General features: G+C 62.2%; 12 protein-coding genes and 3 pseudogenes. 7 read left to right on the forward strand and 8 right to left on the reverse strand.

Going from position 1 to position 13,491, the window contains the following annotated elements:
- Window positions 1-208 precede the first annotated feature (208 nt).
- A complete protein-coding gene (locus tag B9A95_RS06105; protein ID WP_170928459.1) occupies window positions 209-727 on the reverse strand; it encodes a hypothetical protein in 519 nt (172 codons plus the stop codon).
- A gap of 52 nt (window positions 728-779) precedes the next feature.
- Here B9A95_RS06105 and B9A95_RS31680 point away from each other — a divergent pair, with 52 nt between their 5' ends.
- Entirely contained in the window at window positions 780-1,031 is a 252-nt protein-coding gene (locus tag B9A95_RS31680; protein WP_139806512.1) for a hypothetical protein, read from the forward strand.
- 1,023 nt (window positions 1,032-2,054) lie between these two features.
- Here the strand turns inward: B9A95_RS31680 and B9A95_RS06110 are convergent.
- On the reverse strand, window positions 2,055-2,687 hold the full coding sequence (locus tag B9A95_RS06110) for a vWA domain-containing protein (RefSeq protein WP_139806513.1): 633 nt from the start codon (window positions 2,685-2,687) through the stop codon (window positions 2,055-2,057).
- Window positions 2,688-2,696: 9 nt separating this feature from the next.
- Between B9A95_RS06110 and B9A95_RS06115 the strand changes: the two are divergent.
- Window positions 2,697-3,258, forward strand: a pseudogene (locus B9A95_RS06115) (IS630 transposase-related protein); the annotation flags it as partial.
- Between the two features lie 15 nt (window positions 3,259-3,273).
- Here B9A95_RS06115 and B9A95_RS06120 read toward each other — a convergent pair.
- The gene (locus tag B9A95_RS06120; RefSeq protein WP_245808063.1) at window positions 3,274-3,660 is read right to left on the reverse strand and encodes a transposase family protein; all 387 of its coding nucleotides are present in this window, start codon (window positions 3,658-3,660) and stop codon (window positions 3,274-3,276) included.
- Between the two features lie 8 nt (window positions 3,661-3,668).
- Window positions 3,669-4,079: a transposase family protein gene (locus B9A95_RS06125; protein WP_084045069.1), complete on the reverse strand. Its 411-nt coding sequence runs from the start codon at window positions 4,077-4,079 to the stop codon at window positions 3,669-3,671.
- Between the two features lie 70 nt (window positions 4,080-4,149).
- Between B9A95_RS06125 and B9A95_RS06130 the strand changes: the two are divergent.
- Window positions 4,150-4,545 (forward strand): annotated as a pseudogene (locus B9A95_RS06130) (transposase); the annotation flags it as partial.
- On the opposite strand, the gene B9A95_RS06135 reads toward B9A95_RS06130, so the two are convergent.
- Both B9A95_RS06135 and B9A95_RS36810 read right to left on the reverse strand, forming a co-directional pair.
- Window positions 4,540-5,091 carry a TROVE domain-containing protein gene (locus B9A95_RS06135; RefSeq protein ID WP_212648261.1) on the reverse strand — a complete coding sequence of 184 codons (552 nt, stop codon included), beginning with the start codon at window positions 5,089-5,091 and terminating at the stop codon, window positions 4,540-4,542. The pseudogene B9A95_RS06130 and the gene B9A95_RS06135 overlap by 6 nt on opposite strands.
- Window positions 5,092-5,246: 155 nt before the next feature.
- A pseudogene (locus tag B9A95_RS36810) lies at window positions 5,247-5,426 on the reverse strand (hypothetical protein); the annotation flags it as partial.
- Between the two features lie 296 nt (window positions 5,427-5,722).
- On the opposite strand from B9A95_RS36810, the gene B9A95_RS06145 reads away from it, so the two are divergent.
- Both B9A95_RS06145 and B9A95_RS06155 read left to right on the forward strand, forming a co-directional pair.
- Window positions 5,723-6,613 carry a nucleotidyltransferase domain-containing protein gene (locus B9A95_RS06145; RefSeq protein WP_084046052.1) on the forward strand — a complete coding sequence of 297 codons (891 nt, stop codon included), beginning with the start codon at window positions 5,723-5,725 and terminating at the stop codon, window positions 6,611-6,613.
- A gap of 1,021 nt (window positions 6,614-7,634) precedes the next feature.
- Window positions 7,635-7,829, forward strand: coding sequence for a hypothetical protein (locus B9A95_RS06155; RefSeq protein ID WP_084046054.1), 195 nt, complete (start codon window positions 7,635-7,637; stop codon window positions 7,827-7,829).
- A 156-nt stretch (window positions 7,830-7,985) separates the two neighbouring features.
- Here the strand turns inward: B9A95_RS06155 and B9A95_RS06160 are convergent, their stop codons facing one another.
- Together B9A95_RS06160 and B9A95_RS06165 are read right to left on the reverse strand one after the other, a co-directional pair.
- On the reverse strand, window positions 7,986-8,864 hold the full coding sequence (locus tag B9A95_RS06160) for a class I SAM-dependent methyltransferase (protein WP_212648262.1): 879 nt from the start codon (window positions 8,862-8,864) through the stop codon (window positions 7,986-7,988).
- Between the two features lie 423 nt (window positions 8,865-9,287).
- Complete coding sequence (locus B9A95_RS06165; RefSeq protein ID WP_084046056.1) at window positions 9,288-9,659, reverse strand: hypothetical protein; 372 nt, start codon at window positions 9,657-9,659, stop codon at window positions 9,288-9,290.
- Window positions 9,660-10,063: 404 nt separating this feature from the next.
- On the opposite strand from B9A95_RS06165, the gene B9A95_RS06170 reads away from it, so the two are divergent.
- A complete protein-coding gene (locus tag B9A95_RS06170; protein ID WP_084046057.1) occupies window positions 10,064-12,829 on the forward strand; it encodes a winged helix-turn-helix domain-containing protein in 2,766 nt (921 codons plus the stop codon).
- Between the two features lie 117 nt (window positions 12,830-12,946).
- The gene (locus tag B9A95_RS06175; protein ID WP_139806515.1) at window positions 12,947-13,189 is read left to right on the forward strand and encodes a hypothetical protein; all 243 of its coding nucleotides are present in this window, start codon (window positions 12,947-12,949) and stop codon (window positions 13,187-13,189) included.
- Window positions 13,190-13,491: the final 302 nt, after the last annotated feature.

Consider the following 13,491-nt stretch of genomic DNA (forward strand, 5'->3'; position numbering starts at 1 on the left):
AAAAACTTCACCGCAGGCCTGATCGCCGGCCTCCTCACGTAATCTCCCACCTTCACGTTGGAAGACATCCTCGTGAAAGGCTGACAGGCCCCTGGGGACGTGTGCCTCCTACTCCTCGGGGAACGGCGTTCCCTGCGAGACGATGTCTTCCAGACCCTGACCCGTGAGACTTCCGCCCCCTGTCTCACCGTGAGCAGCCGCCCGCGTCCTACCTGGCCTGGGTGAAGGCGGGCATCAGCAGCTGAAGCCGCGCTTGGGTGTCTGTCAGGTCCGCAACCGGCACCTCCAGCCAGGTGGCTGCCGCGCTGCAAACGTACACTTCGAACCACGGCTCCTGGCCGAAGAGGTCGAAGGGGACCACGACGATTTCTGACAGCGACGGCACCTCCTGTTCCTCCGTGAGGTCCGCAAAAAGCGCCCTGCTCCAGGAGAGTTCCGATGGCCACAGGCCGTGCCGTTGCGCGTCCACCTGCGCCGCGGGCCACAGGGTCGGCAGGAGCGCTGTGACCGCCCGGGGAGCGGCCCTGAGCATCCAACGCTCCTGGCCCCGGCGAAGCTCCAGCAGGAGCTGCCCTTCCCCGCCTGGTTGGAGCCGCAGATGCAGCGCCATCAGGCCTTCGTCCCCCGGCTGCCGCTGCGCGCCCCAGGCGGTGAGGAGGTCCGACGGATCCAATGCGGGTGGAGTCTCCTCAGCCACGCGCCGCACCCGTTTCTTTAAAGGCCACATTATCCACAGTACCCTGGGGCCTGATCAGAGAGAAGCGTCGTGCCCCAGGGGCATGACGCTTCTCTCTTCCCCTATTTTGACCGTGAACCTGCCGTCCCCGTTTTCCCGTGGGTACGGACACCTGGCGCTGGAGACCTTCCCAACATCGACCATCAATCAGGGCCCACCCACACTTTCGCCCACCCAGACGGTCACCGCCTCCCGTTTCGCGCTCCTGAAGGTGTACGTCACCCGGTACATTCGGCTGATGAACGTTCCATCCATCGCCTTCTGCCCGTTGACCATCGCCACTTCCCGCCGGTAGAGCAGGTCCGGGTCTTCCCCGGATCGAGGTCCACCGGCTGCTCTACAGGGGTTTACGGTAGCGCGACCATCCAGGCGAACAAATCTTATTCACGCACCGTGCTCCGACTACCTGGCAGGGTCCGTTCGCGATGAATTTGTGGTGCCGAACAGCCACACCACTTCTGCACGGGTGCTGAACGCCGCGTTCACGGCGAGATACCGCTCGTAGGTCGTCGGTTGGGGCTGCAAAGAGGGCCTCGTCCTCAGAGAGGGCGAAGGAGGTCAGCATGTACTTCTGCAAACCGCTGATCTCCCCAGCATTCGCGATCCCCTCTGGTGCCGCAGCTTCCACCTCGTGTCCCCAGTCTTCTCTGCCATGGCATATCCCGAGCGCGGTCCATCTTCTCCTCCCACCTCACCGGCACACCATTCAGTCCCCTCCGCCCGGAAGGTCACGTCACTGGAGTGATGCATGACCGCCAGTGCAGAAGGGGACGCGCCCTCCGCCGCCGTCACCAGCCCATCACGAGGTTCCCAGAACAATGCTTTTGTGCAGGTACCCAGTCGGTCTGCGTCTGCCGCTACACCAGAGTCGGGAAGCGCATGGCGATGTCCTCGGACGTAGGCTCAGGTGGCCGGTCACCCACAATCATATCGGGCGTCTACGCTTTGACCCAAACGATCGCCTGCGTCAGTAACACTTCCTGCTGACCTTCCGTCAGCGCGGCGAACGCCCTATGTAGCCGCTCTGCTGTGGATGATGTCAGCAGCGTGTTTCCACTTTCCACGATGTGGACGCCCTGGCACTACGGGCAGGTGGAGCCTGCGCAACACCTGTCACACGCCTGAAACCACCATTCATCTGTATGTTTTGACAAAAGGTGAATGCCAACCTTCTTTGAAGAAATCAAGGCGCCCTCCGGGTTGCCTTCTGTTGCCGCTGCTCTTGGGGCCGGCACAACCTGACACAAGGGTAGGGGGCAAGGCCCCCTCAAGAGCATGAGGCATCGGAGCACTTGAAACCGTCGTGAGAGCCAGCGACTTACACCAACTGCTTAAGTGGCAGGTGCCCGAGAATCATGTCGATGGGATCGGGTTGTTCCAGAGCTGCGATCCAGTCCAGCACCCGATCGCTGAACCCACCCACGCTGATCAGGCGTGGGTGCCCCCCCGCGAAACTGGCGCTGTACCCCGCAAGGTTGAGCACGTAAGCGTGCCGCCGCTCGTCTGCGTCAAGGTAACGCTGCAGCCTGCTCCAAGCTTCATCGGCCACCTGCTCGTCGGTCAGAACAACGATCCGGTCAAAGTGTCTCGCAAATGCCGCTTCAAAGGCGGGTAACAGGTACGTTCCCCCGCCCACCTCATGTTCTGTTTTCTGAATCCGCTGGGCCGCCTGCAAGGCGCTCGGAATATTCCCCAGCCCCACCGCCTTGAAGTACGTCCCGAACGCATAGACCTTGCATCCGACCTGACGCCCAATGAGTCCACCCAAGGTACAAGCGGCGTCCATTCGTGAGATGGTCCCCCGGTCCGAGAGGGGAGCGTACATGGAACCGCTGAGGTCCACGAACACAGCCGTCTGACCTTGGAGCTTTCCCAGCCGCTGTATTGAGTACTCCATGGCCGTTTCGAGGGCTGACAGCAGGGCGGGCGGGACGTTTAGAGCACTTGTCATAATGAGAGCATGAAAGCTGTTGGGGGGCGAGGGTACAGTCTGGATCTGCGGGAACGGGTGGTCGCGGCGGTCGAAGGCGGTCAGACTCGGAAAGAGGTCGCCCGGTTGTACCGAATGCGCATCGAAACCGTAGATACCTATCTGGAAAAGCAGCGCCTGGGAACGTTGCACGAGGTGGGTCGGTCTTCTGGTCGTCCCCCACGGGTCACACCCCTACACGAACAGCAACTGCTGCAACAACTCAAGGCGCATGACGACGCGACATTGATCGAGCATGCTCGCATGCTCGAAGAAGCGACAGGGTTGAAGGTCAGCTTCAAAACTGTGGATCGAGTGTTCCGCAAGCATCACATCACCCGTAAAAAAAACTTTGGTCGCGTTCGAGCGAAGTGAAGAAAGGCGACAGCAGTTTCTCAATGACTTAGCTCCGTATCTCACTCATCCAGAACAGCTGGTGTTCCTGGATGAGAGTGGCTTTCACACCGCCATGACACGAGGATACGCGCGTGCGCACAGGACTGAGCGAGCTCATGGCTATGTTCCCAGGAATCACGGACGCAACCAGACCTTAGACCTCTTGCGAAAGTCACGATCGGCAGGCTTGGGTGAGGTTGCACAGCGCTGCGATGAGCTGAACCCGGAGTGCAAACCGACGCCGCCGATGTCGGTACACGCCCTTCAGCACACGGAAGATCTTCATGCGACGGATCATATGCTCGATTGCCTGCCTGGTATGCGCGAGGACACGGTTGTCCTGGCGCTGCTCCGCGGACAGAGGCGACGCCTGCGTCGCCTTATGGGGGGTAAGGGCGTGCCTGTGGCTTCTCCACAGGCCCTGATACCCTGCATCTCCAATAAGCGCCGTTTGGTGAGGAAAACGAACGCCTGACTGACGAAACAGCTTTAGGTCATGAACCGCCCCAGCGCTCGTGGCGGTGCCCAGGATGCGCTGCGTCACTGTGCACATCAGCACCTGAAATTTCAGGGTGTGCCGCTTTTTCTTGCCGCTGTACCACGCGCGCTGCTTTTTTTGGGCCGTTCACAGGGCACTTCGGAAGCATCGACCGCGACGATGCTGTACACGAGTTGTGCTTCCTGAAACACGCGTTTCTTGGGCAGCTGGAACCGTGCACTGGCAATCAGAGCCGCTTCCACGCGTTCCACCGTGCGATGCACGGTGGCTTCGTGCACACCCCAGTCGTCACCCAGGTGGGCGAAGGTCCGGTACTCGCGCCAGAATTCCAGGGTCATCAGCAGTTGTTCCGCCACGCTGAGCGCGGCGGGGCGGCCTGATTTCTTTTTCTGTCCTTCGCGTAGGGTCAGCACCTCTTCCATCTCAGCAAACGTTTCCGGGTAGACCCCGGTGCGTCGACGGAACTGCTTGCGATTCATCTTCAGCGTGCGTGTCAGACGGTCTCGCTCCACCCTCCCAGCTTAGCCTACGACTTTCGCAAGAGGTCTCTTGATTTGTGCTCTACAACTTACGGGACCGATGGTCCCGTTCGTTTTGACTGGTGCCGTCAACGGTCCATCGTTTGAATGGTACATCCGCCATTTGGTTTGTCCTATCCTGCAGCCAGGACAGGTCGTTGTCATGGACAACCTGTCGTCTCATCATCGAGCGTCTGTTCCAACACTTATTGAAGCACAGGGTTGTCGGATCCTGTTCCTTCCGCCTTATAGTCCAGACTTTAATCCTATCGAGCTGATGTTCTCTCAGGTCAAGGCGGCCGTCAGAGCGAAGGCTTGTCGAACAGTCGACGGCCTCATCTCTGCCATTGGAGCCGCTTTGCAGGCGGTTCGTGCACAGGACATCAACGCCTGGTTCCGACATGCTTATCCCTCCGTATCTTTATGACAAATGCTCTAGGATGTGCTCCGATGACGACGAGAAAGAGGGGGAGTGGCAGCTCGTGATCCATTGCCACCCGACCTGCACGGACTTGAACTGTTGGATGCGAATGCTGCGTTCGGTCGGTTGAGGTTCCGGGACTTGAACGCCGAGTCCCAGCAGTGCCGTTTGCACCGTGTTGTACCCGCGCGCCGGCAGGGTGATGCGTTTGCGCTCCCAGTAAGACACGGCCTGCCAACGGGGGACCTTCATTCGGCCCCGGACAACCTTGGGACGGAGCAACGCGTTGTACGCGCTATAGAAGCGGAAGGGCAATTGCCGACTGGCCGCCACCTCCTCGGGGTCAGCGAGGCGGCGAGCCACCCGTTGGAGGACATCCTCACCTACCTTCAGGGTCACCAGCGTACGCAGGTTACGCAGCAGCGCCATATACCCCATGGTCGGTGCCACCTTGGCCCAGGTGAGGGGCGTGCTTCCCTCGCGGGAGATCACCTGCTCCCAGCTCACCATCCGTTCGCCTTCCCGCACCGCCCTCATCAGCGGGAGCTGCACTTTCTCCTCCTCGGTCAAGGCTTTCCAACCCTGGGTCAGGCTGCGAAAGAGGGCTGCCTGGCGCTCATCCTTAGGTTTGGCGTGCGTGAGGCGCAGGGCGTCGCGCTGACTGAAAGCTTTGCCCTGACCGGTACCGCCGTACCGCAGGGCCTGGCGATGCCGAGCGCAGCGAGTTCTGCATCCAAAGGATCACTGTCATACGCCTTGTCCCCGATGAGACGCCTGGGGAAGTCCATGCCAAAAGAGGCTTCCGAGGTGTCCTGCACCACCTGCCGAGGTTTGGTCACCCGAACAGGACCGCGCGTCGGAGCAGGCGACCACAAGTGAATGGCAACGTCGTCCTTATGGCGTATAGCTCCGGTTGAACTCAGGTGTAGAATGACAGCAACGAAAGGAGGTGGAATTGTGCCCTTGAGGAAGAAGTTGCGCTGTGAGCTGCATTGCCTGCCCAGGCCGTCCCACCTTCTGGACCATCCTGGCGATCAGCAGTAGCCTTCAGCCCCTCCCCAGGCAAAGACCTCACGTCATCCCAGCAACCCCGCGTCCGCGAGAGGTTGCTTTTTTGTTGGGCTGCCTTCCCTCGTCCGTCCATTTCTCCACCCCCGAAAGCAGGAACACCTTGAACAGCGCCATGACATCGTCCCTCAACCCCGAAGCCCTGAATCCTGAGACCCAGTGGCGACTTGGCCTTGCTCACGGCCGTTCGCAGATCTGGCCCGGAGTGACAGGACTGGCCGCCGCGATGGTCGGCGGGTCGGTCGCCCGCGGGCTGGCCGATGCGGCCTCTGACCTCGAAATCGGCGTCTTCTGGCAACAACCGCCCACCGACGAGGACCGCACGCAGCTCCTGCAGGCCCTGGGTGTTCAGAAACCCCGTTCCTTTCCGTACTTTCCCGAGGAAGACCTCTGGTTGGACCAGGGTCAACTCGGTGGCGTTCGGCTGGATCTGATTCACCGCACCGTGGAGGGCGTTGAGGCCGGAATCTCAGCGGTTCTGGCGGCCCAGACGGTGGATCTCCACGCATTGAATGCCCTCTCTGCCTTGCAATCGGGCGTGCCACTGTTTGGCGAGCACCTTTTGAACACGTGGCGGATACAGGCGCAGCACTATCCTCGGCCCCTGGCCTTGGCCGTGATGGACGTACACCTTGAACCCACACCGACGTCCTGGCTCCAGCAGCATGCGGTGCGGCGGGAGTACGTGCCGCTGTACGGGCAATTGATCCGCGATCAGAAGAACATCCTGATGGTGCTGATGGCCATGAACAGCGTTTATCCACCTCACGCTGAATTCAAGTGGCTCGGGGCGCTCGAAGCCCTTCTGCCTCTTCGGCCCAGGTTGCTCGTTCAGCGGCTGGAGGAGGTGCTGTCCGCCTCGCCCGCTCAGGGCATTGAGACGCTGCACGCTCTCTGGGAAGAGACTTACGCCCTTGCAGGGCAGCACTTTCCGGAAGCGGAACAGGTCAGGAAGGCCCAGCGCTGGTTGAACAAAGCTGCTGAGACGTTCAAGCCCCTCGAATAACACGGCCAGAGCACGCTGGGCTCGGGAATGTTCTCCTGGGCCGGCCTGTTTCTCTCTCCCCAGAGGGTATTTAGGAGAGAATCCATGGCCTGATACCTCCTCTGTACCTTGATCGAGCGATGTGTCTTCCTAGCGGCGCTCTGGAGGAGAACAAGAGTCCAACCAGGGGAAGCCCCATGGATCAGCCTTGGCCCGTGCAGCGACGACGTCGGCATCATGGAGACGTATGGGCAGCACGAAGTCTGCCGGTGACACGGGCACGACCAAAAGTGGTCTCACTGAACCTGGATTGACCCAATGCGCTTCCTGGACGAAGCCAAGCCCTGGATGTTCATAAGGTGGAGAAGGGGCGAAGCCCTGACGTTCGAGAACGTAGACGAACCCTGGTGCCAATAGCGCTCTCGGGTCCTGCACCTCCTTGTCCCGAGGTGCGACCGAGAGGAAATACCGCATCTCTGACCACTGCCCATGCGGGAGACGAAGCCGCAACCCCATATCGGACTTGCTCTGAATGTTTGGCCCATGTAGGGCATACATCAGGGCCCATAGACCATCAGATGCCGCGTAAACCCCACGGATGTTGCTGAACTCGTCTGGTTGCCCGTAAGCCTTGTCTCCTGGGCGGAGCTCATGGAGACCACCTTGAGGGGAACCATGCAGAAGAAAGCCCTGTTGGGCCAGCCATTGAAGAAACACCCAGAGTGGAGTTGAGGGCAAGAACTGGAGGTCTCGCGTGGCAAGAACTTGACGGAAGCTATGTTCCACGGTGTCTGTCACGGCACATGAGGGTGCTTCGAGCATCCAGGACGCCATACCCCACCGTATACCGATTCGATATGGGCGTGCATCTCTCATCCCGCCCGTAGGTGGGTTTTGTGGCCGTCTCCAATACCGGATTCTCGGCTCTGCAATGCCAGGCGCCCTTGTGGGCGCTGGCATGCAGGTGGCGGGGGGCTGGCTCGGTCCTCAAGAAGAGTCCACAGGGTGCCACAGGACTGCGCTTCGTGGGAGAGTGAATGTTGTGAAGGCGAAGCGTGTGTTTGCCCTGCTGCTGATTCTGGTGGCATGCGTGCTGTTGACGGGGGCGGGCAACTTCGCGCTGTTCGCTGGCCTTGTCCTTCCCTCAGGGGATTCGGACCGGTTCAACGAAGCTTTGGGGCTGTGCCTGTTGTGCCTTACCGGGACAGGCCTTGCCCTTTATGGAGCGGCCCGGTGATGGAAGAGTGGTGTCTAGAACGCGACTCCTGTCCTTCCCCTTCGCGGTGTCCCTGCCACTGGCAGGGAGCGCACAGGCGGATGCGTCACGCTGCGGTGGGCTTCCCTTCTCTAAAACCTTTAGGGGAGAAAAGCTCCCAGTGAGATCAGCCCTCTGTCAGAGAGGTTTTGTTCCAACAACGCTCAGCAGGTAGAAGTGCTGTTCTTCCGCATCCGACGCTGCCCACGCCTCGAATCGTTCTACAGCGATCTGCCTTTCTTCTTCAGACACAAAGCCAGCCGCCACCACCTGGTGTCCTCGCGTCCTGGCCACATCTCCCCAGAGACGCACGCGTCGGCTGAAGTCGTCATCAGAACGCTGAGTGATCTCGTGTTGCGCGACCACTTCAACGTCGGTGAGCCCCAGCCCCTGCATCCACTCGGCGACGTGATCAGCCACTTCATTCTCCATACCTGCTTCGGCTCGCCAGGCCAGGTAGCGCTCACGGAAGTGCAGCATCTCTCGCGGCGGGGGTGGGACGAGGCGTGCTTTGACGTGGTTGTAGTCCAACACAAAGAGCCTTCCACCCGGTTTGAGCGCTTTAACCATCCGCTCAAGGGCCGGCCGAGGATGTGCCAACCATTGCAGGACCCGCGCCATCACCACCACATCAAAGGCCTCCTCATCCTGGAGCGCATACACATCGCCAGTGCAGAACGACAAGTTCTGGACATGTCCATGGGTGTGATGCGCTTCACTCAGGAGGGCGGCATTCGCATCCAGACCAGTCACTTCCCCTGGTGCGACAAGTTCTGCCATGCCGGCTGTCATGGCACCCGTGCCACATCCGACATCCATGACGCGCTGTCCTACACGAAGCGATGCAGCGAGATGTCGGTAGTCCGCAGAGAGAGAACGTGCCCGAAGGATGCCTGCCGCTTCCCTGGGAAACGTGGCCCGTTCTTGTGCGCTCTGCTGCTCTGCCATGAAGTAGATCTTGCCTTTCAGGAAGAGGAAGTGATTCTGGTTGTGCAACCTTTGTGCTCGCTCGGTCACCCCCAGTGGGAGACTTATCCCCTCAAGAGCTGAATAGACGAGGCCCTCTCAGGCCCATTGGAAGGTGGGCTTTTTGGCTGCCTGAAATACCAGGTTCTGGGGTGAAATTGCTCGCCACGCAAGAAAACCGCCCTCGCGGGCATGCAGGCTGTCGGGGGCTGGCCTGGTCCTCCAGGAGAGTCCATAGGCTCCTGCGGCGCCCGTATCCACTTGGGCCCTGAGAGGGGCTGTCGGCGCTTCAGCAGTCCGGGCGATCGCCTGGGAGCGCTGCCCGGCCTGCCTGTACGAGGGCGAGCTTCACGACGCCACCTCGTGCGCGGCGCTGGTCAGGAGGCGCGCCACCCGTTCCCGGAGCTCGGCGTTCCGCTCCCCCCATCGCGTTGCCAGGACTCGCGCAGCTTCGTCCACTGGCCGTACGGGATCTCACCGTTGAGCAGGAAGCCGAGGGCGTTGGTCCGGTCGCGCGCCGCCCCAAACGTTCCCCCCAGTCCCCTGCCACCTCGGCCTCGCGCACGTGAGGCAACCGCCCGACTTCGCGTCGCCGCCGAGCGTGCGCGCGAGTTCTGCCAGGCGTCCGGTGAAGCGCACCGCGAGACGGCGGCCCTGCGCCGTCCAACCCAGCAGCTGTTCCTGCACGGCCTTCATGCGCTCGGGGTACCCTGCTCCCCGCTGACCTGACCCCCCACCGAGATGGATGACGAGTTGCACGCCGCGTACCAGGAGGACCGCTGCCGCGCTCCTGCTGGGCCGGACGAGGAGGAGAGACTGCGCCTGGCCGACGACCTCGGTTGCCACGAAGGCGCTCGGGCCGAGGCGTGGGAGGCCTGGCGCGCCGTGCTGGAGCTGGAAGCACTGGACCTGGGGGAGAGCGGGGATCTCCAGGAGGAGACGGCGCTGACTCGGCCGCTGCAGGTAGCCGGTCTTGCGGGCCGCAGCCTGGTATACGGCGCACTCGCCTTCCTCCAGCCAGCACTTGCAACGCCCCTGGGTCCGCGAACCACTGTGCCTCCGCCACGAATCTGCCTTGAGCGCTGTCGTTCATGTGGGTCCCCTGGACCGCACCATTCAGATGCGTCGGATCTGCCGTTCAACGCCACGCCCGCCTGTTCGAAATGGAGCGGTGAGCGCCGCCGTCGCCGCGTTGGTCAGTGGTAGGGGGAATTCAGTCTTCAATCAGAGCCATTGCTAACTTGGGGGCAATGGCCGCCGTCCTGCTCGGTACGAAACTTCACCCTCCCGTTCTCGCAGGCCACCTCGTCGCGCGGCCTCAGCTCCTCGAGCTGCTTGAGCGGGGCATGAGCGCCAAACTCGTTCTCATCTCATCACCGGCAGGCACAGGCAAATCCACGGTACTGGCCGCCTGGCTCAAGCAGCAGGACAGCCCGGCTGCCTGGCTTTCTCTCGGTAAAAGCGACGACACGCTGGGCCAGTTCCTGCTTTATCTGCTCGGCGCCCTCCACACCCTGGGGCTCGGCCTGGGCGAAGGGCTGCCCGAACTGCTCCGCCAGCAGAAAGCAGAGAACGTCGAGCCCCTGCTGATTCAGCTCAGTAACGACTTCGCGCGGCTTGATCGCAGGGTGATCCTGATCCTCGACGACTATCACTTTCTGTCAGACCCCAAGATTCACAGCGCCGTCGAATTCCTGCTCGATCACCTGCCGTCCCAGGTGTGTCTGGTCATCTCGACCCGCACCGATCCACCGCTGTCGCTTTCACGTCTGCGTGTTCGTCACCAGTTGCTGGAAGTGCGCAGCGCCGACCTGCGCTTCGATCTCGCGGAGGTGACCCGCTTCCTGAACGGGAGCCAGAGGCTCGGTCTTTCCCCCACGGCCGTGTCTCATCTGGAAACCCAGACCGAAGGCTGGATCGCCGCCCTACAACTGGCGGCGCTGTCACTTGCCGAGCGGCCCGATAAGGAAGCGTTCGTCGAAACCTTTGTGGGCAGTCACCGCTTTCTGGTGGATTATCTGGTTGACGAGGTGCTCAGCCGTCAACCCGCTTCGCTCAAGACGTTTCTGCAGCGCACGGCGATTCTGGAGCGTTTCGACACGTCGCTGTGCGGAGCGGTTACCGGCCAGCCCACCGACCCCGAGCTGCTCAGCCAGATCGAAGCGGCCAACCTCTTCCTCATTCCCCTGGACGACGAGCGCCGGTGGTACCGGTTTCACCACCTTTTCGGCGAATTCCTGCGGCACCGGCTGATGGCGGATGAGCCGGACCTGGTGCCCGAGTTGCACCGGCGAGCCAGCGCCTGGTTTGAACACGCGGGCTGGACCGACGACGCCATCCGGCACGCCTTTCTCGCCGGCGACGACCGATTGGCCGCCCGGCTGGCCAACGACATGGCGGCCCAACTGGCGGTGCACTGGAACAGCGAACAGTTCACCCGCTACTTCCAGAACATTCCCGTCGCGCTCATGCTGCCCTATCCCCGGCTTTGCCTGTACTACTGCTGGTTTCTGGTCACGACCAGCCAGTTCGACGCCTTCAGGGCAGCGCTGCCGACACTCGAGAAGAGTAGAGCCCATGCTGCGGAACCCCAGACCATCGACGCGGCCTTCATCAGCCTGCAAGCCTATGTCCACCTTCATCAACTGGATTTTGTCAACGCCGCGCACGCCTTTCAACAGGCGCTGGACCTGCTCGCCGCGTCCGAGCAGGTCAGCTCCAGTGTGGAAGCGCAGCTGACGCGGATCGGTATCTTCACGACCCTGGGGTTCATCTGTCCCTACATTGACCTGCGCCGGGCCGCCGCGCTCTGCGCCGCCAATGTGGCCCTGTCACGGCAGTACGGGAGCTCCATCGGGATCGCCAACGGCACGGTTGGGCTGGCCCGCGCGAACCATCAGTTGGGGCGCCTGCACGAAGCGGCCCATGTCCTCGAACAGAGCCTGGTTCATTTCGAATCCGGCACAGGTGACCTGACGAGAAGGTACGGCGCTGGAAATGTCGGCGAGCTGCACGTCGGCCTGGGGCGACTGCAGTACGAGTGGAACCGGCTCGGTGAAGCCGAAGCCTCCGTGCGGCAGGCGCGAGTCGCCAACGAGCTCTACGGATCTGCGGCGGTCCTGGGAGGCCAACTCGAACTCTCTGTGCGGTTGTCTCTGGTACACGGTGAGCTGGAGGCCGCCTCTGCCGCGCTTCACCAACTGGACCGGTTGAGCGCCAGTATCCGCCACAACGAACCGCTCGCGAAACAGACCTTCGAGGGAATGGCGATGAAGAGCCGGCTGGCGCTGGTGGCTCACCTCTCGCGGTCTCCCCGGACCCCACCCCATGATTCCCAGGCCGATGCGCTGCCGAGCCGCCTGCTGGACGAGGTGGGCGACTGGCTCAGGTCACGCCAACTGGACGTGGTGGCCCCCTCTCAGTCGCTCGGCGGCCACCACGTCCTGGCCCGCTGGCTGCTGGCGCGGAACGAGCCGGCCGAGGCCGCCACCCTCCTTGGGGGCCTGATCGCAGCGGCGCAGGGGGAAGACCGGGGAGACGACCTCACCCAGTTCCTGCTGCTTCAGGCGCTGGCCCTGCACAGCGTGAGCAGAGGGGAGGAAGCCATGGCAGCGCTGGACCGCGCCCTGAACCTCGCCGAAGCGGAGGGGTACTGCCGGAGCTTCGTGGATCTGGGGTCAGGAATGCAGGCCCTGCTCACGCAACGCGCCCGAACCCGCCCCACCCCGTACCTCACCGCGCTGCTCGGCGCATTTCCGGAGTTCAGCAGTTCTGCGGCCGCTCGTGAGCCGTACCAGGCAGAGGGGACCCCCCTGCAGGAGAACGAAGCTCTGAATGCCCGTGAGATCGAGGTGCTGCGCCTGCTGGAACGGGGACAGACCCACAAGCAGATCGCCAGGGACCTTCAGCTCTCGCCGAACACCGTGCGGTGGTACATGAAGAACCTCTACTCCAAGCTGCAGGTGAACAACCGAACCGAAGCGCTCCACCGTGCCCGGGGACTGAAGCTGGTGTAGCGCCGCGCTGTTGGGGGCGCTGTTCCGCTGCTCTGGCCAGATCACCACTGCCCTGCGACGTCACCACCCATTTGCAGGGTGACAGATCATGGTGTTTTTCCCTAGGCTCAAGTGCTGATGAAGCCTTTGAGACGATTTGCGCCGTCGCGCTACGAAATTCAGGTCGACGGGCATCTGGATGCCAGTCACAGCGAATGGCTCGGGCAGCTCACGCTCTGTCTTGAGTTTCGCCGTGGCCGGGCCGTCACGTCACTCAGAGGCGCGCTCGCCGATCAATCCGCGCTGTACGGCGTGCTGGGCATGCTCCAGACGATGGGGGTGGTGTTGCTGGAGGTCATCCGGCTCGAGGACCCGGAGTGAAGCGCCCGCCCACAGCAGGACGAGACTGCCGATTCCGGGGCCTCAGGCCCAGTGCATGGTTCATGCTCACGCTGCTCAGACAAGGGCCGGACGTCACTTCTGCCCCCGTGACGCCGAATCTACGCTCATTTTCCAGGATGGACCGCGCGTTTCGCCGCGTCACCACCCCTCTGCAGATGGACGACGTCCTTGAGGCTGTGCTCAAAGCGCCGAGTGAACGACCCCATCCCCACCGCCAGCGAGGCACGTATGACTCCCCACCGCATTCGTCAGCCCACTCCCCTGCATCCTGGGTCTTCCCT

The organism is Deinococcus hopiensis KR-140 (assembly GCF_900176165.1).
Taxonomy (GTDB): domain Bacteria; phylum Deinococcota; class Deinococci; order Deinococcales; family Deinococcaceae; genus Deinococcus; species Deinococcus hopiensis.

What these genes read in the sequence shown, in the direction of transcription:
- B9A95_RS06175 (WP_139806515.1), top strand. Translation starts at nt 12,947, where the DNA reads ATGAAGCCTTTGAGACGATTTGCGCCGTCGCGCTACGAAATTCAGGTC.
- B9A95_RS06110 (WP_139806513.1), bottom strand. Translation starts at nt 2,687, where the DNA reads ATGACAAGTGCTCTAAACGTCCCGCCCGCCCTGCTGTCAGCCCTCGAA.
- B9A95_RS06125 (WP_084045069.1), bottom strand. Translation starts at nt 4,079, where the DNA reads ATGAATCGCAAGCAGTTCCGTCGACGCACCGGGGTCTACCCGGAAACG.
- B9A95_RS06170 (WP_084046057.1), top strand. Translation starts at nt 10,064, where the DNA reads ATGGCCGCCGTCCTGCTCGGTACGAAACTTCACCCTCCCGTTCTCGCA.
- B9A95_RS06105 (WP_170928459.1), bottom strand. Translation starts at nt 727, where the DNA reads ATGTGGCCTTTAAAGAAACGGGTGCGGCGCGTGGCTGAGGAGACTCCA.
- B9A95_RS31680 (WP_139806512.1), top strand. Translation starts at nt 780, where the DNA reads ATGACGCTTCTCTCTTCCCCTATTTTGACCGTGAACCTGCCGTCCCCG.
- B9A95_RS06145 (WP_084046052.1), top strand. Translation starts at nt 5,723, where the DNA reads ATGACATCGTCCCTCAACCCCGAAGCCCTGAATCCTGAGACCCAGTGG.